The organism is Cellvibrio sp. ARAG 10.3, assembly GCF_051846955.1.
In the GTDB taxonomy this organism is placed as follows: domain Bacteria; phylum Pseudomonadota; class Gammaproteobacteria; order Pseudomonadales; family Cellvibrionaceae; genus Cellvibrio.
On sequence record NZ_JBPYCU010000001.1, the window covers coordinates 404,203 to 424,684 of the forward strand.

General features: G+C 48.3%; 20 protein-coding genes. 4 read left to right on the plus strand and 16 right to left on the minus strand.

The window, feature by feature from the left end:
* Positions 1-3 precede the first annotated feature (3 nt).
* Both ACSV5M_RS01630 and ACSV5M_RS01635 read right to left on the minus strand, forming a co-directional pair.
* Positions 4-1,059: a PD-(D/E)XK nuclease family protein gene (locus tag ACSV5M_RS01630; protein ID WP_439173708.1), complete on the minus strand. Its 1,056-nt coding sequence runs from the start codon at positions 1,057-1,059 to the stop codon at positions 4-6.
* 71 nt (positions 1,060-1,130) lie between these two features.
* A complete protein-coding gene (locus ACSV5M_RS01635) occupies positions 1,131-1,490 on the minus strand; it encodes a helix-turn-helix domain-containing protein (RefSeq protein WP_439173709.1) in 360 nt (119 codons plus the stop codon).
* A 173-nt stretch (positions 1,491-1,663) separates the two neighbouring features.
* Between ACSV5M_RS01635 and ACSV5M_RS01640 the strand changes: the two genes are divergently transcribed.
* Together ACSV5M_RS01640 and ACSV5M_RS01645 are read left to right on the plus strand one after the other, a co-directional pair.
* A complete protein-coding gene (locus tag ACSV5M_RS01640; protein WP_439173710.1) occupies positions 1,664-2,185 on the plus strand; it encodes a hypothetical protein in 522 nt (173 codons plus the stop codon).
* The gene (locus ACSV5M_RS01645; RefSeq protein WP_439173711.1) at positions 2,182-2,706 is read left to right on the plus strand and encodes a DUF5384 family protein; all 525 of its coding nucleotides are present in this window, start codon (positions 2,182-2,184) and stop codon (positions 2,704-2,706) included. The genes ACSV5M_RS01640 and ACSV5M_RS01645 overlap by 4 nt, the downstream gene beginning before the upstream one ends.
* Before the next feature lie 111 nt (positions 2,707-2,817).
* Here ACSV5M_RS01645 and ACSV5M_RS01650 read toward each other — a convergent pair whose 3' ends face one another.
* The 10 genes from ACSV5M_RS01650 to ACSV5M_RS01695 all read right to left on the minus strand — a co-directional run bounded on the left by ACSV5M_RS01650 (position 2,818) and on the right by ACSV5M_RS01695 (position 11,984).
* The gene (locus tag ACSV5M_RS01650) at positions 2,818-3,435 is read right to left on the minus strand and encodes a hypothetical protein (RefSeq protein WP_439173712.1); all 618 of its coding nucleotides are present in this window, start codon (positions 3,433-3,435) and stop codon (positions 2,818-2,820) included.
* A 293-nt stretch (positions 3,436-3,728) separates the two neighbouring features.
* Positions 3,729-4,616, minus strand: a complete 888-nt coding sequence (locus ACSV5M_RS01655) for a Kiwa anti-phage protein KwaB-like domain-containing protein (protein ID WP_439173713.1) — start codon at positions 4,614-4,616, stop codon at positions 3,729-3,731.
* Between the two features lies 1 nt (position 4,617).
* Positions 4,618-5,136, minus strand: a complete 519-nt coding sequence (locus ACSV5M_RS01660) for a hypothetical protein (RefSeq protein ID WP_439173715.1) — start codon at positions 5,134-5,136, stop codon at positions 4,618-4,620.
* Positions 5,137-5,225: 89 nt separating this feature from the next.
* Positions 5,226-5,738, minus strand: a complete 513-nt coding sequence (locus tag ACSV5M_RS01665; RefSeq protein ID WP_439173716.1) for a hypothetical protein — start codon at positions 5,736-5,738, stop codon at positions 5,226-5,228.
* Positions 5,739-6,016: 278 nt separating this feature from the next.
* Positions 6,017-7,792, minus strand: a complete 1,776-nt coding sequence (locus ACSV5M_RS01670; RefSeq protein WP_439173717.1) for a hypothetical protein — start codon at positions 7,790-7,792, stop codon at positions 6,017-6,019.
* 10 nt (positions 7,793-7,802) lie between these two features.
* The gene (locus ACSV5M_RS01675; protein WP_439173719.1) at positions 7,803-9,110 is read right to left on the minus strand and encodes a hypothetical protein; all 1,308 of its coding nucleotides are present in this window, start codon (positions 9,108-9,110) and stop codon (positions 7,803-7,805) included.
* An 80-nt stretch (positions 9,111-9,190) separates the two neighbouring features.
* Complete coding sequence (locus tag ACSV5M_RS01680; RefSeq protein WP_439173720.1) at positions 9,191-10,138, minus strand: hypothetical protein; 948 nt, start codon at positions 10,136-10,138, stop codon at positions 9,191-9,193.
* A gap of 13 nt (positions 10,139-10,151) precedes the next feature.
* Positions 10,152-10,844: a VTT domain-containing protein gene (locus tag ACSV5M_RS01685; protein WP_439173722.1), complete on the minus strand. Its 693-nt coding sequence runs from the start codon at positions 10,842-10,844 to the stop codon at positions 10,152-10,154.
* Positions 10,845-11,127: 283 nt separating this feature from the next.
* The gene (locus tag ACSV5M_RS01690; protein ID WP_439173723.1) at positions 11,128-11,553 is read right to left on the minus strand and encodes a DUF5991 domain-containing protein; all 426 of its coding nucleotides are present in this window, start codon (positions 11,551-11,553) and stop codon (positions 11,128-11,130) included.
* Between the two features lie 11 nt (positions 11,554-11,564).
* Positions 11,565-11,984 carry a hypothetical protein gene (locus ACSV5M_RS01695; protein WP_439173724.1) on the minus strand — a complete coding sequence of 140 codons (420 nt, stop codon included), beginning with the start codon at positions 11,982-11,984 and terminating at the stop codon, positions 11,565-11,567.
* A gap of 569 nt (positions 11,985-12,553) precedes the next feature.
* On the opposite strand from ACSV5M_RS01695, the gene ACSV5M_RS01700 reads away from it, so the two are divergent.
* Both ACSV5M_RS01700 and ACSV5M_RS01705 read left to right on the plus strand, forming a co-directional pair.
* Complete coding sequence (locus ACSV5M_RS01700; protein WP_439173725.1) at positions 12,554-15,325, plus strand: glycoside hydrolase family 11 protein; 2,772 nt, start codon at positions 12,554-12,556, stop codon at positions 15,323-15,325.
* A gap of 102 nt (positions 15,326-15,427) precedes the next feature.
* Positions 15,428-16,672 (plus strand): cation:proton antiporter, encoded by a 1,245-nt coding sequence (locus ACSV5M_RS01705; protein WP_439173726.1) that lies wholly within the window; start codon positions 15,428-15,430, stop codon positions 16,670-16,672.
* Between the two features lie 12 nt (positions 16,673-16,684).
* Here ACSV5M_RS01705 and dmeF read toward each other — a convergent pair whose 3' ends face one another.
* From dmeF to ACSV5M_RS01725, 4 genes are all read right to left on the minus strand, one after another.
* Complete coding sequence (dmeF, locus tag ACSV5M_RS01710) at positions 16,685-17,644, minus strand: CDF family Co(II)/Ni(II) efflux transporter DmeF (protein WP_439173728.1); 960 nt, start codon at positions 17,642-17,644, stop codon at positions 16,685-16,687.
* A 144-nt stretch (positions 17,645-17,788) separates the two neighbouring features.
* Positions 17,789-18,160, minus strand: a complete 372-nt coding sequence (locus tag ACSV5M_RS01715) for a hypothetical protein (RefSeq protein ID WP_439173729.1) — start codon at positions 18,158-18,160, stop codon at positions 17,789-17,791.
* Positions 18,160-19,137 carry a hypothetical protein gene (locus ACSV5M_RS01720; protein WP_439173730.1) on the minus strand — a complete coding sequence of 326 codons (978 nt, stop codon included), beginning with the start codon at positions 19,135-19,137 and terminating at the stop codon, positions 18,160-18,162. The genes ACSV5M_RS01715 and ACSV5M_RS01720 overlap by 1 nt, the downstream gene beginning before the upstream one ends.
* 145 nt (positions 19,138-19,282) lie before the next feature.
* Positions 19,283-20,431 (minus strand): PA0069 family radical SAM protein, encoded by a 1,149-nt coding sequence (locus ACSV5M_RS01725; RefSeq protein ID WP_439173732.1) that lies wholly within the window; start codon positions 20,429-20,431, stop codon positions 19,283-19,285.
* Positions 20,432-20,482: the final 51 nt, after the last annotated feature.

Consider the following 20,482-nt stretch of genomic DNA (forward strand, 5'->3'; position numbering starts at 1 on the left):
TTATTAACCTATAGTTAAAATACTCGTTCTGGTGTTATCTGCATCGACAATTCTAGAAAACCAGCTCAGTAATTTTTCTTTTATCAACATTAGATCAGTAGCTAAACTAAATTCTTCTAAAATATATCGAGAATCTCTGCAAGTTATTTCGAACTCACAAATGGACGGGTCTAAAAGTAGTTCAGATAAATAGGCGTGAGATTTTTCGTTTCGACCGAAAACTAAGAACTTCCACCCGGTCGGTGAAATGTGTAGATCAAATGCTATTGAATGACCTGAAAGCATAAAATCATGGACCAAACAAGCTTTTGCATATATCCATTTTTTCTCACATACGCATGATTTCTCCATGATTCCTGAAAGATCGTTTACTTTCGAATAAAGTTTTGACATAAATTTATTTCTTGCAGTCAGCAACTTATCAACTCTTTCGTGATGCTTTATAAAAAATTGATCAAGCTCATCTAATTCCATATTCTTACCTGTGAAGTTTTCCATGCTGCTCATAAAATCCAGAAGGTAAAGAAGCCATTTTTGAGACGATTTACCGGCATAGAGGCCAAGACGCTGCCTTATTTCAGCTATAAAATTTTTGTAGGTTATCCCAACAAACCCGTTATCAACGGCATGAGCCTTAATACTAAGAACAATTTTAACGGGCGATAATTTTTTTTGACCGGATATTTCATCTATTGTACGGCTGTAATCATATAGATCATTTCTTAGCTCGTGGAATACTTTGTTCTCTATGCCTATAAGCTGGTTATCCGTTTCAATCAAGAGATCTAATCTTCCACCTTTCTTTGTGGAATATTCACGATAAACCTGAAAGTTTCCTTGGCTCGAATCGTCACTTTCGGCGAGGCTCATTAGTGAAGAGAACAGCAAGCTTCCCAAGCCGTGCTCATTATTAGGGTTTAAATAGAAAGCAAGAATATTACTACATACGTTTTCATAATGAGGATAGCCAGCTACATCAAATATACTTTCACTTTCGGATATTGCTGGAAGAGATTCAAAGTCATGAAGCACGGTTAAAAAATTTTCAAAACTGTCCATATAGCTGACGACCTTATAGATGATATTCCATAGCCTGCCTGCCAATGGAATTTGGATATAGGTTGTATAGATTATTTACCATGATTGCTTGTTTTTAACCTACCAACCAAGCTCTCTAAAACGCTGATAAGCAGCCCCCGGTCTTCCGCCGATACTTTCGCCAAAAGGTCTTCCAGGTAAGCCGTCTGATCTGCCAGTCGGGAACTGCTGCCATGCAGTAACTCATCGGTTCGGCACCCCAAAATTTCAGCTAATTCCAAAAGTCGTATGGCGTTTGGCACGGCTACCCCCCGCTCGATACGGGAAACGGCTTCGCTGCCTATACCCAGGTTTTCCGCTACATATTCCTGCGTTAGTCCAGCAGCTATGCGTAGGCTGGATATGCGTTTACCCAATTCTTTTGCCAAGTCAGCCGGGTTATCTCGTTTCATTTGGGGGATCTCTACCAGAAAAACCCAAATGGTTGTCCCTCGACCTTTTAGTATGAAGGATGTGTAAAGTCGATAGTCAACCTAAAAAGTTGACATTAGGTAAATGAGCGATTATTTTGTTTGAAAAAACGACAAGTTGTAAGGATCGGATCTACCTCAAGAGGAAAACACCTGTGTCAATCAAACCAATACTCACCCTTATCTTTTCATTAACCGTTCTTGTTGGATGCCAGGCAACGGGCGAGCAGCACCGGGCCAACGTCTACAAAGCGGGACAGGTCAACATGAAACAAGCGGCCAAGACAGTAGAAATCCTCGCCGTTATGCCCGCCAGAATAGAAGTTGATAACAGCGAGGCACAGCAGAAAGCGCAGGTTGCTGGCGGCATTTTGGGGGCTGTCCTGGGTGCGGCTATTGGTGACAATGTTCAATCCAGCCGTTACCAGACAAATGAAACCGTCGTTGCCGGTGCTCTCGGTGGTGCAGTCGCCGGTGCAGCAACAGGATCATTAGTGAAGGACAAGGTTTTAGTCGATGGCGTTTCATTGGTGTATGTCGAGGATGGTGAAACACTGAGCTCTGCCCAAGTGGGGAAGCTATGCGAATTTAAACCGGGCGTCGCTGTGATTATCTCAACCGGAGAAAATGAAACGCGTGTCCAACCCAATGCCACCTGCCCGCAAGGAGATGCATGATGCAAAAGATAGCGCTGTTTTTATTGATGTTCTTCGCCATGGGTTCATTTGCGCAGCCCAATCTGCAAGACCAGATTAATGCTGTTCATCTGGCGAATAAACAACAAAGAGAATCAGAGAGATTAGCCGCTGAAGCGGCTGAGAAAGCAAGGCTGGCAGAGCAGGAGCGTCAAAGGGTAGCCGAGGCTCGCAGAATAGAAGCGAAACTGCTGGAAAAACGCAAAGCCGATGCGTATGAAGAAGAGCTCAGGAAAATCTACCTTGAAGAGCAGCGCCTCAATCTGAAACAAAGACAGCTTAACGCAGAAAGTGACTCTGAATATGAGAAAAGCCTGCGAATGATAGCCATTGAAAAGGAAAAGGCAAAGTTAGCTGAGATTAAGGCCAAGGCGGAACGCGCTAATGATTATATTGATCAAGACCTTAAAGCCAAAGCCGCTGAAACCGATTTAGTGCAGTCCGTTGCTGATAGTAATCGGAATATTTCTGAGGGAGCTAAGGTAATGATGAGTGGTGAGTAAAGGAGTCGGTAAATAATTCTGTGCAACTGCCAGTTGCCCCCTCTTCGGTATAAAAGATGTAATACTATCTTTTGGCTATGCTTGCCTCCACGTTGATTAGATGGAAATGGATTAGGTTCCGGGCGAGACTGAGCCGATTCTCAAAATCAGTGAGCGTGGGACGCGTAAAAAAGACTCCTTGTTCTCTGTAACATAATAATCTTCATCGCTATTAACATAGATAGTATTATCCATAACTCTTGTAAATCCGCCTTCCAAAATGATCGGTTCATCAAGTCCAACATAATGTATAAATGTGATTGCTAATCCACTGGCAATTTCATTTGGAATTTGAGACCGGCTATTTTTATATTTCTTCTTGATTTCAACAATTTTGCGTGACTGAGCTTGATGGGCTGAAAGTGAAAGATTGCATGGCTCCTCATATATTGGTGGAATATCCTTAATCCCGAACCCCCTCTTACAAAGCCTCTGATAGTGAGAAAGTGATACATATCCAAAAATTATAAAGTATTGATATCTATTATTTTTTCCCAAAGTTTCTTTAAATGTCGTAGTTGAATTATAGGACCAGCGCAGTTTGTACTGAACATCGTTAGACTGATCCACCAATGCAAGTAAGAATACACCTGATGGATCGCCGCGCTTCACAAAATATCCGGCAACAATAGATCCCTTTACGGGAAAAGAATCTATCTTTTTTAGATTTTCCAAATCTTTAGTGTTCATTATTCAGCATCTCAAATCTCTGTTACGGCGTAAGGAACCACTGAAAGTATATTTCAACATCTATATTTGCTGAAATACGATGTTGTGGATTCAATCTCTTCTTGTGGTTATCTGTGAAGCTCCTGATCTCGCGACGAGAATACTTGGTGTAGTGGTTGTACTTGTTTCGCGTTTTTTTGTTATTTGGTAGTCCATCATTGGGTGGTAGAGAGTTGTCTACTCTTCTCGGGGGCTCGGATAGTTAACATTCTAATCCCCGATACTGCATAAAAGGCTTTGGGTGCATTAGCATGTTATAACTCACGCTTAGAATTGGTTAAGAAATCATTGCCCGATAATGGACCTTTGTATATGTCTTCCAATAAAAAATGCAACACTTCCTTAAGTTCTTTTTTGTCGCGTGGCAATGTGATTTTTCCGTTATTAATAGACACCGGAATATCCGGGAAATTTTCAGCGGCAGTAGATATTTGACTAACAGTATAGTTATCTAACAACCCAGATCTTTCGATAGAGTGCGCCATCTTTCTGACCTGTGCGTCAGCTTCTTTGATGAAGCTTTCCAGGTCAGCTATGTGCAACGATGCATGTTGAGCCATCTGAGTTAAATCATCGTTTGTTGCTTCTTTATAGTAGTCTGATAGGTCAAAAACCATGCGCGCGTTGTGAAAGCTTTTAAATTTCGTTTTATCATCTTCAATGATTGCGACCAACTTATTGTCGATCGTAAATATGTCTTCAGTTGTTTTTACAAAAGTATTACCAGTCTGCATTTTTATAAGTGGTAGCTGGCTTAACGAAAGAGCCTGTCTGGATGAAAATTTTTGGACAAAAACCTTTGTTTGTCCTTTTTTTGTTATCCCTGTGAATATTGCCTTTATTGGTTCATTAGAAAAATTGGCAATGACCACATCTGGAAATGATGACGCATTTGCATTGACCGCGTTCTTCATCATCACTGACTCAGAAATATCACTAATAGTTAGGACTTCATTTGAATCTGGTTTCCAATCACCATTAAAAACCACTTCGGTATCAATGCCTTGTTCGAAAAGGATACGTTGATCTTCAAATATTTGAATCAACTCAGCCTGAAGTGATTGGTTAACTCTGAGCCGCTTAATTTGACAGCTGCCGCTATCGTCCTTAATAAGCGCGAAAAAATTTTGCTGTGGTGTCATTTTATTCCTCTACGTCTATAACAATATATTCTGTTAACTGTGCTACTGTTAAAGGTTGGCTGGCATGCCTAAGCTCTTTTTTTGTGATAAGCACATAAGTTACACCTTCTGGCGTACCTACTTTATAAAAATGCCATTTCATGATGCCCAAGAGAGGATTGAAGTGATAGCTATATCCAGTGCTAGTTATCACAGCAAATATTAATAGTGTTGGAACCCAAACCGTCCAGTTCAATGCAGAGAAACTTGCAGTAAAAAGCGGCAGCAAATACAAAAGAAGAAATCCCATGTTTTCACGATCTGCAGCTTCAATTGTCGCTACAGAAAAGTTGAATCGTTCAAGATTTTTCCTAGCGTAACGAAGCATCCAGATGCAAATTAGTACTAAAAATAAAGAGGCAGCAATAGCTAAACCAGCAAATATTCTCTCGTTATCAAACCAAGCTACCCACGCATAGGTAAAGCCTACGGGGGCTATTGCTGTACTAGTAAGTAGTATTTTAGCAAGTGTGCTTAACACATTTTTTCCTTATCTCGAAACTAGAGTTAATCTCGACTTAAAAGCTGTAAAGCGCACAAAGTTCGCGAATTTAGAAGCTTTTTATGTATCTATTTTCTTACTGTTGAGGCTAATTTTTTTACCAAGCCTTGAGCCTCACATGTTTTTAATCTACCCATTCTCTCTTTGAGTATATCTACAATATTTCCGGCGTTTTCAATCAAAGATAATACAAAATTTATTTCGTTATCAAAACTTGCTTTGTAGGCTTGCGTATTGAAAAAACTACCCGAATTTTCGGATAAATATGGTCTAACATTTAATAGGTTACTATCGGATTTTCTTTGAATTAAGTAGAAACTACCATTCTCAAAGAACCAAAGCATATACTCACCGGTCATTTGCTCAATATTAATAACACAGCCTTTAATAAGGATAGGGTTATTGTTTTGATTAAAGAAAGTATGTTGAGTCGGAGCTTCCGTTTTAAACGGAATTATTTGGTTTGGTCCGTATGCATCCATCATTAAGGACGCTATATCATTGAAGTTTTCATCAAGTACTTTGCGAATCTCCGTTTTCCATATTTTATATTCCTCAATAGTTTTTATTAGTTCTTTCACTGCTTTCTCCTACCTTGGTAGCCATTGAATATACACATAACAGCCTATTAATGAGGCCATTCGGCCTCATAGTAATTATTAGCTTGAATAGACCTAATTTTTAACGAAATCTAACATGACAACGTTAAGCAATTGAAATGTAAAGAAAATTTACCCATTATCAATGCTGGCATTACCGCGCGAAAATATTCACGATAACCGCCATGCAATCCAAAAAAACCACGCGTTTAATCATATGCCATAAAAACAACTCGCGCCATTTCACCAAATTACAACACCTAACCCTCCCACCCCTGCCCCGTCAAATACGCCTTCAACAACGCCGTCTGGCTCGGCGACATTGATCTCACCACCGGCATAAACAGTGTTGTGTTTTTGTAAGCCGAGGACGTCCGCGCGATGATGGCATTTTTTGCGTTGAGTATGGCATCGGGCTGGTTGAGTGGAATGAAGCGTGACATGGCCGGGAAGGCGAGGTAGTGGAAGCGCAGTACGTTGGTGTAAACCTGTTCCCAGGTGATGGTGCTGCCGGCGGGGATGCCGAAATTGGTTTGTTTATATTTTCTGAAGTTGGTGAAGTAGGAGCCGCCGTTGCAGGTGTAGTTGAGTACTTCAAAGCCGGCGGTGGCGGCGCTGCTTGTTTTGGCGGCGGCGGTGAAGCTGGCGGATTCCTGGTTGGCCGGTACGGTGACGCTGGTGGGGAAGTCCAGGTAATCCGGGTTGTCCAGTGTGCCGGGTGTGTCGCTGCTGATGGAAATGGTTGTGTGCTGTTTTACAGCTTGGCCGAGGTAACGCAATTGTAAGGTAACGGATACCGAGCCCTGATAATCATCGATATATAGATTGCGTTCGTCGCTGTAGATACGATACGGCGGCTCCACAATCTTTAATGTGGCGGCGGTGTTCTGGTTGTAGGCGCTGATGTTTAAGGGTTGTGTTTTAACCGCTGTGGCTTGGTCGGCGGTTAACGAAAAATCCACGATGCCGCCGTAGAGATAATAGTTTTGTAATTGCGCATCGCTGCACGCGAGTGTCGCAACGGTTGAACTACCCGCTGTGAAATTCAGTGTGCCGAAATCGATATTCGGACCAATAGGGCCGGTGATGTTGGTGCGTTCGCTGCGGAAATTTGCCTTGGGCAGCAGGTTTACCATGTCCACACTCATCAGGTCGTTTACCAATTCCATGTAACCGCCCGCACCGGTGCCGGTGTTGACCAGGCGCCGTCCGTTTTGGCAAATCTTTGGCTCACCGGGATAGGCCGGTGCGAGCGTGCCGATCACGCGGCCGATGCTCGGGTTGGGCGTGTTCTGGCCGGACGCATAATCGGCCCGGAGTTGCGGCGTGGTCAGCGTGGGGCACATTTCAAACATCACAAAACGCAACACAATACCGGTTGCGCCCGGTGCGTCGATGATGGATTTGAGCATTGCGCTGTTCTGGTTGTAACTCACCACACTGCTCAACGGAAACGTAATTTGAAAGGTGCCGCTGATACGACTGGAGCCGGGCGCGTCCGGCTCGCCCACCAAAATACGCACGGCGAGATCCTGGCTGCTGCACACGGTGTCGTGGCGAATCAATAATTCCGGTGTGCTGCCGGAACCGATTTGCAAACCGCCCACGAAAATTTGCGTGGTCTGTCCGCTGGTGGGGTCCAGGTCAACCATCATCGGCCCGGATACCGGGCCCTGCTTTGTTACCGGGTCGATTGAGCCCAATAAATAAACCGGTTGGCCAACCAGGTCGCCGGTGGTGCTGATATTGCCGGGCGTGCCTTGCGAACTGATCAGCGCGTTCTGCATATCCACCACATGCTGCCCGTAATGGTTCCAGCCGCCCGCCGTGTAGTAATCACCAGAGGGGGCATTGATGAACGCATTTAATTGATCGTCGCTGAACAGCTGCGCACTGGGTGCGACAGTGGATGTGGTCAGGTCAAATAAATTCAGCGTGCCGCCGGAATAAGGAATCGTCGGCGAGTTATTCGGCACGCTCACATCGGTACGAATGCCGCCCCAAAAATTCAAACGTGGTCCATTCAAAATACTCATGTGTTGCTCCTTATTTTTTTGTGGCGGTAGATTCTTTGATTGCAGCCGCTGGCGTTTGGGCAAATTTAAACAGGTAAGAAAAATCTGATCTGTAAGCGCTATTGACCGGTGTCGCCATGGAGTGGCAATTCATGCAGCTGCTGTTGGGTTGTATGTAACTTTCCATGGTGACATTGGCAGAAATTGCCGGCGTCGGTTGGCCGAGTGGATTGCTGGGGTTGTCGGGCATCAGCGGGCGTTGTGTGGTAACCAGTTGGTAATACTGGAACACGGTTTTTGTTAAATTCTTTTGCGCGACGTCATTCGCTTTTTGGGTATCCGCAGCAATGGGCGTTACACGGTTTAACGGGTTGGGTGTAGAAAAGGTCATGCCCGGCTTCGGCACGCACACCAACTGGTTGTCCTGCTGTTGCCAAAGGCAAGCGGAGTGATTGATATCGCCGGGTGACGCCTTGCTGTTGAAGTAGGAATAGAACACGCCGTCCACCGGTTTATCGACCCATTTGCCGTCGACATTTTCTTTAGGCGGTACGTTGTCGACTTGTTCAAAGGTGGACCAGATCCATTGCGGGTAACCGGCCGCCTTGGTGGCAATATGCAAACCGACCAATCCCAGCGTGGCCGCTTGTGTTTTGCCGGTGGGTTGGCCCTGCGCATCAAAGATTTCCACTTGCGCCGGCATAGTCAGGTAACGACTGGCATCATCGTCTTTGGTCAATATTCGCCAGCTGGCTTTGATTTCCGTCGCGTTATCCGGGAAGTTAATATTGTTTGCCTTGCCGACGATATCCGCGTTGTAGAAATTATTCTTAACGATGTAGTCGTAAGAGGTCTTGTTCGCGTAGATGGCGTAATAGGTCGGGTTGCCGCGTTGGTCAATCAACCAGCCGCCCACCGCTTGATCCACCATATTCACAATGCCGGTATTTTTTAATACGGAGACATTGATGGTACTCAGGCTGGTATCCACCTCGCCTGCATTCCAGGCACCGGGATTTTTTGCATCGGGTAAAAAAATCTGCTCAACGGTTTTATAGGTTTGCCACACCACCGGACCTTTGGCGCCGACCGGCTGAGCGCAATTAGCTTGCCCGCGCTGCCCGGATTCTGCTGGCCAGTTCAGCGCAACAAACAACTGCCAACTGTAGGAATCAAAATCCTGCTGGCTTGCCGTGGGCACAGGCGCTTTGGTTGGCGGCGTGCAAGGCCAGGTCCATTGCACATTGGCTTTTGTTGTCTGTGCTTCATCTCTGGCGTGGGCTGTCAGGCTAAATCCCAGTGCCGCCAGCAAGACAACACCGTATTTGAACTTATACATTATTATTCTCCAGGCTATCGGTTTTTAAGAATGTCGATTCTTAACATTGGTCTTCAAAAAAATCCTGCGTTGCAGGACGATTATTTTTCAGCAGAGGTTTCCGCTGGAATTTCCAAACGATCCCATTGCGCTTTGTTACCGCTCTTTAAGGGTGACGGCGGGTTAAACAATTGACACGCAGGAGGATCTTTCGGGCACATCTTGGCGACACGATCCCAGGTTTTTGCCGGGTCAGGCCGTTCGATGCGGAAGCCAGTGTAGTTCTGACTGACAATCGGCGCGTTGGCCACGGTCACATCACCGGAAAAATAAAACGATTGCGGATGACGATAAGGCGCCCCGCCTTTTTCATCTGTGGAAGCGTCTTTATAAAACGCATACCCGAACAAAATGGGCCCCTGCGGTGATTGCAAATCCAGCGCGTAAGCTTGCAGGGAATTATTCAAATGCGCGCTACGCGTCGGGCTGTAAGGTAGATGCTTGATAAAGTCCTGCCAGGGCGGATGATTTTCCGGTGAAAACAAACAGCAGGGCGGCATGGTCTTGGGGCGATCTTCCGGGTAGGTTAAAAAGTAGGCCTTATTGCCTAACGAAATAAATGTACAGGTGTAGTTATTATTCTTAATTGGAAAAATCGGCAGGCAATACTTTTCATAATGCTCCATCATCGCACCGAAACCGTCACCATCAGCAGGAATGTAACTGGTATCGTAGTAACTGGAACCGTATGAAACGGTGTAATCTTTTTTTGTTAAGGTTGACGGCGGGCTGCTGTAAGGCGGTGGGTTCTTTTCATAATTCTGCGTAACGCGATACATCGTCCAATCGCTCACCCACATAGCCGGAAAAAACGGATCGCTTGGATCTGTGTCGGCACGGTCTGCAATGCAATTGCCATTGTCGGCGTTACAGCCGAGGTTGTTGTGTACGCCCATCGTAAAAAAGACATCGTCTTGCTGGGCCGTTGCATGATGGCTGAGCGCGAACAAACCAGCGATGATCAGCGCGCTCCTTATGGAACTCTTCATACCATTCTCCTTTCTATTTTTTTGTACGTAAAACCGGCTCCAGTGCCTGCACACATGAACGGCAAAGCAAAAACAAACCCGGCAACAACAAGGATGCAAAAATGATCAGTAAAAAAGCCGTTTCACCGGCAAGGAAAGCACCTATGTAGGCGTAGGCTACTGCCAGACCAGCATTCGCCAGCGTGGTAACCAGCAAAAATCTTTTCAGGGGAAAGCCTTTCATACCAGCGGCCAATACGGAGACCTCGGCCAACACCGGCACACCGCGCAAACACACCAATGCCAGCGTACCCAGCTTATTGGCCAATTCACTCGCCTGTTGTTTATCGCCAGCGCTTAACCAGCGCGACGCGAGGCAGAAGTAACCGGCACCGAGAAAATAACCGAAGACAGAACCGCAACACAGGCCGATAAAGATCGTCAGGCTGCCACCGACGAAACCCAGATGCGTTGCCGCGAGCAAGGCTAATAACATGGAGGGAACCGGCAAGAGCACATCAAAAACCAACAGCAATATCACGACCATTGCCAGGCTGAATTGATATGCGGGTTGTTGCACAAGGCCGTGCACCAATGCCGTTGTGGCGTGTTGAATGGAAGATTCAAACAATAAAAAACTGGCGATGACCATGCCGGTAAACACCAGGAGTGACAACCAAAAACCGGCGCCCGGCCATTGTCTGCGCCATGTAGTCCATGAGTTCACACCTGACTCCATCCGTTATTCCTGAAATTTTTGAGAAGGCTTCTCTGGAAATATAAAACCAGACAGCGCGAGCTGCCGTTGTCGGAGTTTTCAGTAAAGACCAGAAATAAAGGATGTGCAATTACGGGATATTACTGAGTTGCTATGTCTTATGGATATCAGTCTATCCAGAACGCGGTGTTATGTGATTTTTTGCGCCAGCCTTAGATAAGACAATCAATGAGGAACGCAATGGGACCTGCCTTTTGCAGGTCGACCATGTGAGCTGGAGGGGGAGAAGTGGTTATTTCTTTAAGAAGTAAACGCCTTTTTGAGGTAGGGATTCATCTGGTATCAGCTCGCCCCAGATTGTTAGTAACCGATTATTGTCATAGCTAAAACTAAACAAGGTTCCGCCTACCGTATAAACAGCAACGTCATAAATGTTCTTGACCGAACCATCCGCATAAGACTTGAAACTCACGGTCAGATGATCGTTATCTTCTCTGGTGGTACAGAGAATACTTTCGGAGACCTGATAGCCCTCTATCTGAAGCGAGCACTCGTTGCCACTGATGGATAATGCATACTCAATAATAATCGCATCATCAGCAACATTTTCTCCCAGCATAGCTTCGTAATTATATGTACCCTGCCAGGCTGGCTTGTCTGCACAAGCTGATACTGCTAAAAGGATAAGCGCTGCTAAGATGAAGCGCACCGATTTCATGGTAACTTCCTTCAACGATAACTCCTGTTCCGATGATGACTGTAATCCCGTCGCTGATGTTCATGCTGCCGATTCCGATGGTCCAACTCGCGATTCCGCTCATCATAATACCGGTTCATCCGATCCCGCTCACGATTAAGCCTGTCACGTTCGCGATTCAAGGCATCGCGCTTTTGGTTTGCAATCTGCCCTATCCTCTGGTGATCACCGTGATGCTGGCGACTTTGCCAACGATCTATCTCCCGCCCCTCGGCATCCAGGTCGCGCATCATCGCATCGAATTCCCGATGCATCGCTTCCCGCTCGCGATTGATTTGCTGGCGCTCATGCTCAACCCAGTTCTGCCGATCATGCGCAAGTGCCGGCGCCGCAACCACCAACCAACCCCAAATCACCAATAATCCAGCTACCACCGTCAAAACTTTTTTCATGATTAACCTCCTGGTGTTTTGCCAGACACTAACGAAGGTATGCTGAATAAAAGCTGAAGCCATAGCCCGTAGGTCGTGTTAGCCGCGCAGCGGCGTAACCCGACAAATTCGGATTTTTTAACCTGCGAATGGTTTTAAATAGAGTTTTCAGAAGAGCAATAACGATCAATCTTTTGATCAATCGACGGGAGAGCAAGAAAATTTCGACGATGGAAAATTTAATCACTAATTAAAAATATTATCGGCTTTACACCAAAAACCACCCTCAAAAAATACAAAAATTTTCAATTACATATCAAAAAATTTTCATAAGAAAAATTGGCGCAACACAATTATTTGCTAACGCTTTCCCATCCAGAAAACAATCACACAATTCTGGTTTCAAGAACCAGTTTGCTTTATGAATGCGTTGTCGTCTTAATCAAAATCCATATTAGCATATTATATTGACATTAAATTTGGCCACGGATATATCACCAGCTTCGAATTCGTCAGTCAGTTTCCGTAACCAGCAGTCGTCTGGCGCTCGATCAATTTATGGCGGTTGATTATTCAGGAGGTCATGTTCAATGAAACTTGCATCGTTGAAAAAAATATCCAGGAAAGGTCTGGTTGCTATTGGTCTTGCAGCGTTATTTTCATCGGCGGTTAACGCGCAAACACTTACGTCAAATTCCACCGGTACGCACAGTGGTTTTTATTATTCGTTCTGGAAGGATTCGGGCAGCGCTTCCATGACGTTGCATCCCGGTGGTCGTTATTCCTCGCAATGGAATAACAGCACAAACAACTGGGTTGGCGGCAAAGGCTGGAATCCGGGTAATAGTTCGAAGGTGGTTAACTACTCGGGCTATTACGGCGGCAGCAATAACCAGAATACCTATTTAGCGTTGTATGGCTGGACGAGAAGTCCGTTAATTGAATACTACGTGATTGAAAGTTACGGTTCCTATAACCCGTCGTCCTGCAATGGCGGCACGGATTACGGCAGCTTTCAAAGTGATGGTGCGACTTACAATGTGCGTCGCTGTCAGCGCGTGAATCAGCCGTCTATCGAAGGCGACCGGACTACGTTTTATCAATACTTCAGTGTGCGTTCGCCCAAAAAAGGTTTTGGCAATATTTCCGGCACGATCACTTTTGCCAATCACGTGAATTTCTGGCGCAGCAAAGGTTTGAATTTGGGTAACCATGATTACATGGTGTTGGCTACCGAGGGTTATCAAAGCAGCGGCAATTCGGATATCACGGTTAGCGAAGGTAATAATAATTCGGGCAACAGCTCGGCCAATAATTCTTCTGCGACGAGCAGCACCGGTAACGGTGCTGGTATTACGGTTCGTGCACGGGGAACGACAGGCGCTGAACAAATTGCGTTGCGCGTCGGGGGCGCTACGGTGCAAAGCTGGACCTTGAGCACGAGTTATCAAAACTACGTTTACAGCGGTAGCGCATCCGGTGATATCAATATCGAATACGCTAACGATTCCGGTGATCGCGATGTGCAGGTTGATTACATCCAGGTGAATGGTGAAACGCGCCAGGCGGAGGATATGGATTACAACACCGCCCTTTATGCCAATGGTTCTTGCGGTGGCGGCGGCAACAGTGAATGGATGCACTGCAATGGCGTTATCGGTTTTGGTGATACATCTGATTGCTTTAGTGGGAATTGCGGCGGTGGTAATAACAGTAGCGGTGCTAACAGTAGTGTTGCCAGCAGCATTGCCAGTAGTACGGCCAGCAGCACGGCTACCACGAGCAGCAGTGTGAGTAACGGTGGTCAGTGTCAATGTAATTGGTACGGCACCTTGTATCCCAGTTGTGTAACGACCCAAAGCGGTTGGGGTTGGGAAAATTCTCAAAGTTGCATCAGCAATAGCACATGCAACAGCCAACCGAGTAATGCTGGCGGCGTGGTGTGTGGCACCAGCAGTTCAGTAAGCAGTTCGTCCAGTTCCGTCAGTTCAATGCCGGCCAGTTCAGTGATGAGTTCAATGAGTTCAAGCAGCGCGGCGTCAAACAGTTCTGCTTCGGGTGATGTGTTGGTGTACGCCGTTAACGCCGGTAATTCTGTGGCGGCTACGCTGGATGGTGTGGTCTATCAGCCGGATCGTTTTGCTTCCGGTGGGATGACGCAAATCGTCAGCGACCCGATTAGTGGCACGACGGAGGATACGCTGTATCAATCCGAACGTTACGGCACTTATCGTTATGAAATTCCAGTGAGCAATGCGACTTACAGCATCCTGTTGCACTTCGCCGAGGTCTATCACAACGCGGCGGGTGCGCGGGTGTTTAATCTCAGTGTGGAAGGGCAAGCTATCCTCTCTGATTTTGATTTGTTTAGCATGGCCGGCCACGACGGTGCTTATGAAGAGCTGGTTGAAAACATCGCGGTCACCGATGGGAATCTCACCATCGACCTGACCACATTGGTCGACAATGCCACCATTAGCGGCTTTGCCATTTATTCCAATGATGGCGGTGAGTTTACTGGTGGAGACGAGCCGGAATGTACGGCTGCAGAACGTCAGACACCGACGCCGATAGATTACAACCGGGCTATCACTCGCCAGGAGCAACGCAATCCGCCTTCGGGTCCGTTTGGTTACGCCATTGAACACGCAACGCAAACTTTGCCGAACCACACGATCTATCGGCCGGATCTGGCGCGCGCCGACAATATGCCTATCGTTGTGTGGGGCAATGGTGCCTGTTCAAATGTGGGTACTGAACAAGCGGATTTTCTGCTGCAAATCGCTTCGCACGGTTATCTGGTGATTGCCAACGGTGGGCCGTTTGGCTCGGGCAGTAATGATCAACATGAGACAGAGTTGGTAAAAGCCATTGATTGGGCGATTGCAGAGAACAGCCGCCAATGCAGTCCGTTGTATGGAAAACTCAATGTGGAAAAAATTGGCACCATGGGCTGGTCTTGCGGTGGTGGCATGGCGCACTACGCGGCGGTAGATCCGCGCGTTGATACAGCGGTGGCCTTAAACAGCGGCATCGCGATCTATGGCGACCGTTTCAATTACTATCCGCGTTTCCATTCACCCCTCGCCATCTTCAACGGAGACCAAAGCGACGTGGCCTACAATCCTGGTTTGCAGCAATACGATGAAGTCAACAACGTACCGATATACCACGCCAATTATCCGATTGGTCATGGCGATGCCTACTTCCAGGATAATGGCGGCGAGTTTGGTATTGTCGCGGTAGGTTGGCTGAACTGGATGTTGAAAGATGATCAGACAGCCGCCGGCCGTGGTATGTTTATGGGCAATAATTGCCGTTTATGTCGCTCGCCTTGGGTGAGTAAACATAAAGGATTTTAATTGCGCTGAGTATTAAGCGGCTACGGAAAAATTCTCCATGCGTTTGCGCGCGTGGAGATTTTTTTTGTCAAACGGATGCAGATTACGCAACGGAGGCATACGATGCATACCTTTGACTTGGGTTTACTGATTGTCGCGGGCGGCGCGCTTGTGCTGGGTTTGTTGTCCCGCTGGCTCAAGCTGCACGGCATTCCCGATGCGATCACCCTGTTGCTGGTCGGTGTGGCTGTGGGGCCGGTAGGCTTCGGCTGGTTTATACCGGATCAGTGGGGCCAGCCGATGGCGGTACTGGAGCAGGTGGCCCGCTTGTCTCTGGCGATTGGCTTGATGGGGGTGGCGCTGCGGCTGCCCAAGAACTATGTCGTCCACCATTGGCGATCACTGCTGTTGGTGTTAGGCCTGGGTATGCCGTTTATGTGGCTGACCAGCAGCGTCCTGATCCAGGGCATCATGGGCGTTTCAATGACCCTTGCGCTGCTGCTGGGTGCGATCATCACCCCGACCGACCCGGTGGTTGCTTCCAGCCTGATCACCGGCCCCGTGGCGGATAAAACCTTACCTGCCTATCTGCGCCGCATCATCTCCGGTGAGTCCGGCGCTAACGACGGCCTCGGGTTTCTGTTTGTTATGGGGGCCAGCTTTCCGTTTATCGACAACGCGAGCGCTTCGCTGACAGTGCACCTGCTGGACATATTGTTCAGCGACGTATTGAATGCCATCGCCATGGGGATCGTCATTGGCTATGGCGCAGGCTTCTTGCTGCGCAAAGCAGAAGATCATCACCTGATTGAGCATTCATCCATCCTGATGTTCACCACGGCGCTGGCCTTCTCCACCCTGGCAGCGGTTGAGTTGATGGGCAGTAACGGCATCCTCGCAGTGTTTGTGGCAGGGCTGGCGTTTGACCAGCAGGTGGATGTGAATCAACGCCATGAAGAAGAGTATGTGGTGGAAGGCTACGACCGCTTCTTCACATCGCCGGTGTTTCTGCTGCTTGGCCTGATGATTCCCTGGCAGGCATGGGTAGCCCTGGGTTGGGGCGGTGTGGCCCTGGTGGTCAGCCTGTTACTACTGCGGCGTTTGCCCCTGTTTCTTTTGCTCGGCGGTCGCTTCCGCGATCTTCCCTGCCGCCGCGACGGCGCCTTCAGTGGCTGGTTTGGTCCGATTGGCGTAGCGGCGCTCTACTACGTGGCTTTGGCTCACCATCACGCCCCGTCAACACCACTTTGGCCGCAACTCTGGCCCATTGTGAGTCTGTTGGTGGTGGCTTCGATCTTCGTACACGGCTTGACGGCTACGCCTTTCTCGCGGCTTTATCATCGGTTGAGCGAGCTTGCGCGCCGTTAATTACTTTGGCTATCAAGTATCGGATAACGGCTTTGACTGGGTCGCATATGTCTCTATGGTTATATGCACCAACTCTTCATGAACGCCAAGTAGCTCTTTGAAATAATCCGGCGAGACATCGCCCGCGGTATGCAAACTCAAAATACACGCGTAGCTACCTCTCCCAACTCGCCACACATGCAGGTCGACAATCTCGGCTTTTATCGGACTTTCAGCAATCACTTCACGTACTTCATCAGTAATAGGCGCGCCCATCTCTGCATCCACCAGTGCGCGACCGGATTCCTTTAACAAGCCAATCGCCCACACCGCCACAAGAATACCGCCGACAATGCCCATCACCGGGTCGAGCCAGGCCGCACCCCAGAGCTTGCCGCCGATCAGCGCAATAATTGCCAACACCGACGTGGCGGCATCGGTGATGACGTGCAGGTAAGCGGAACGCAAATTCAGATCCTGATGATGGCTGTGGCTGTGATGGCTGTGATCGTGAGAATGATCGTGCGAGTGGCCATGGCTGTGCCCGTCCTTCAACCACCAGGCGCAAATCAGATTAACCACCAAACCAAGGATGGCGATGGCGATGGCTTCGTTGTAATGAATCTCGCCCGGTGACAACAGCCGCTCAATGGAGTGATAAAACATCAACAGCGCCACCATCAACAACAAGATAGCGCCGGTGTAACCGCCGAGTACTTCGATCTTCCAGGGCCCAAAGGTAAAACGCACGTCGCCCGCAAACCGTTGCGTCAGTTTGTACGCCAGCAGCGCCAAACCCAGGGCGAGCACATGTGAACTCATATGCCAGCCATCCGCCAGCAGCGCCATGGAGTTGAAATACCAGCCGCCAGTGATTTCAATCACCATCATGACAATCGTCAGGATCAGCGCGCGCAGCGTATTTTTTTCGGCGAGAGGATTGTGCTGGTCAAAGGTGTGTGTGTGGCAGAGGCGTTGCGGTGGTTGGGACATGGAATTTCCGTTGGGCGCAGATGGGTGAAATTTCTGGCTATGGTAATCGCTAAAAGGTTCTTATAAAACTTTTGTGCCTGAACGCTGCTTGCATTCTTAAGTAGTGTAGACGAGGGCAATCCCAATTAATTTGATGGATATGAGCTAAGCGTCCAAGCCTAAAGCTAAGGATAAAAACACAACTCCCAGCCACATGTGGCTTGTTATTACAAAAATACAACTACGCCACCAATCTGCTTTGGTGGCGTAGCTTCGGACAAGACGAACGTCAATTAAACGTTCAATACGTAATGCCCACCTTTCGGGAAATAAAATCGCATAAGCATAGAAAACGATTCGCCCACCTAATCCATCCCATAAAAAGCCAACGGGAATTCCATCCAGTTTGAACTGCTTCTCTATGCGTCTCATCGTAAATTGGGCAAATGTTAACCATAAAAAGCAAGTACTGATGGCGCCAATGCCAAAAAACCACATAAACCAGGCATTCATCGGTTGAGCGACATATTCGTTCATCATCTATCCCAGAGATTGGCCGTAAAATTCTTGCCCCATGTGTCTGCTGCGTAAGCAGCTGTAAAGCCGGCAGTGACACCAACTCCAATCAAAACCACCCAGCCTATGGGCGTTAAACCTAAGCCGATGGTAGTCAATCCTGTAATGACGGCGCCGGTAACTTTAATACCCGCTATCCCTCCCAAACCAAACCCCGTTGCCTGTATCGCCGCCTCCCGTTGCCAATTCCCACCTTGCTGATAAGTACTGTGCACATGATTAATCCGTATCCCGGCATCGAGCGCAACCATACCTTTACCCGCATAGGAGATACCTTTTGCCAACGTAGCAATTTGTGTCGCCTGCGCGTTGCTCGCCACATTAATACCACGCCCGCGACGTTGTGCAAGGGTGATACCTCGATCAGCGCCGGAGAGGGCGTTGCCGCGATTCTTGCCGAGGCTGTTGGGTGAGGCGAGTTTATTGAGTTCGGCATGGTACTTGGTTTGGAGTTCATTGTACGCCAGCCGGGCTTTGCTTTTCAGATCCGCTTTGGTAGCGCTGGGTCCGCGGCCAACGCCTTTGTGCTTGTGTAATGCCATCAGCGCATTTTGATAGTTGAACAGAGCTTTTTGAAAGCCGGTCAGGCGCACTTCGCTGGCGGTAGCACCGGCGCCAAGGAGGCTGCCAGTATTTTGCAGGTTTAGAAAAGCCAGGTGCTTATCGTAAAACGCAGCCAATGTCGGGGTGAAATCACCAAAGGTGTCGATGGTACACATTAATTGATTGCGCGGTGCTTCGGGCAGGCTGCTGAGCGTCAGCGTGATCATCCGGCTTTCGGGATGCGCGCCTTTATCGGCGAGGCAGTAGGGCATATTGGCTGTGAATTCATTGCAGGCTAATGCGTTGTTGCGCGCAAGTCCTGCTGCAATAGGTGCATCTTTACCAAAGAGTTGCTGCGCGGAGAGAGTCTGGGAAGGAAAGAATATTTCAGGCATCGTGGTCCCTTACTGTGGCTGTATTGTGGTTGTTGCTAGATCGTGGACCGGAATTTTGCGATAGCGAACCGGGCGCGTAAATCGCGCGGTTATAACAAAAGATGGTACCGTGACTTGTATCACAACAAGGCGGGTGATCCCTGCATCAACCAAAAAAGTCCAGTTGCCCATCACCATGCTTTTTAGCACGCGGTGGAATGACTTTTGGTTTACGAAAGCGCGAGTCATCGAGCGTATGATAACGACTGTTGCGATCCAGCCCGAGGCGCGCGACAGTTTTACGAAAACGCTGGCGAAATAAATCGGCCCACATGCCTTCGCCGTGCATGCGCGAACCGAACTCCGCATCGTAATCTTTTCCGCCGCGCATGTCGCGAATGCGGTTCATCACACGCTCTGCCCGTTCCGGAAAATGGGTTTCCAGCCATTGTTGAAATAACGGGTTCACCTCCCAGGGCAAGCGCAGCACGGTATAACCGGCGCTGGTCGCGCCGGCTTCATGGGCGCCTGCCAGTACATGTTCTAATTCCTGTTCGGTCACAAACGGAATAATCGGCGCGACGCTGACGGCAACGGGAATCCCCGCGTCGGCAAGTTTACGGATAGTTTGCAGGCGACGGGTGGGCGATGCCGCGCGCGGTTCCAGGGTGCGCGAAATGTTGTGATCGAGCGTAGTGATGGTGACAGCGGCGACCGCTTGTTGCTTTTCCGCCATAGCGGCAATGATGTCGATGTCCCGTTCAATCAGTGATGACTTGGTGATTAACCCCACCGGGTGTTCGCATTCACGCAACACCTCCAGCACCTGCCGGGTCAGTTGAAAGTGTCGGTCGCAGGGTTGGTAGGCATCGGTGTTCACACCGAGGGCGATGCTGCTGGGTTGATAGGACGGGCTAGCCAGCTCGCGTCGCAATAATTCGGCGGCGTTGATCTTTGCATATAAACGCGTTTCAAAATCCAGTCCCGGCGATAAACCAAGGTAAGCGTGGGTCGGCCGCGCAAAGCAGTAGATGCAGCCGTGCTCGCAGCCGCGATAAGGATTGAGCGAAACGCTAAAGGGTAAATCCGGAGAGCTGTTGCGGCTGAGGATACTTTTGGCCACTTCTTTGGTGACAAAGGTTTTTACAGGTTGGCCGTTGTCGTCTTCGTCGCGCCACCAACCGTCATCCACCGCTTCGGTGGTTTGAATTTCATAACGGCCCGCCAGGTTACTGACGGCGCCGCGACCCTTTTGCGCTTTTAGGGGCGGTACGATCCATTGATCCGCCTCGGTAAAGTCATCGTCGTGATTCATAATACCCACCACAATACTGTATTTTCGTACAGTATTGTGGTGGGCGTTTAG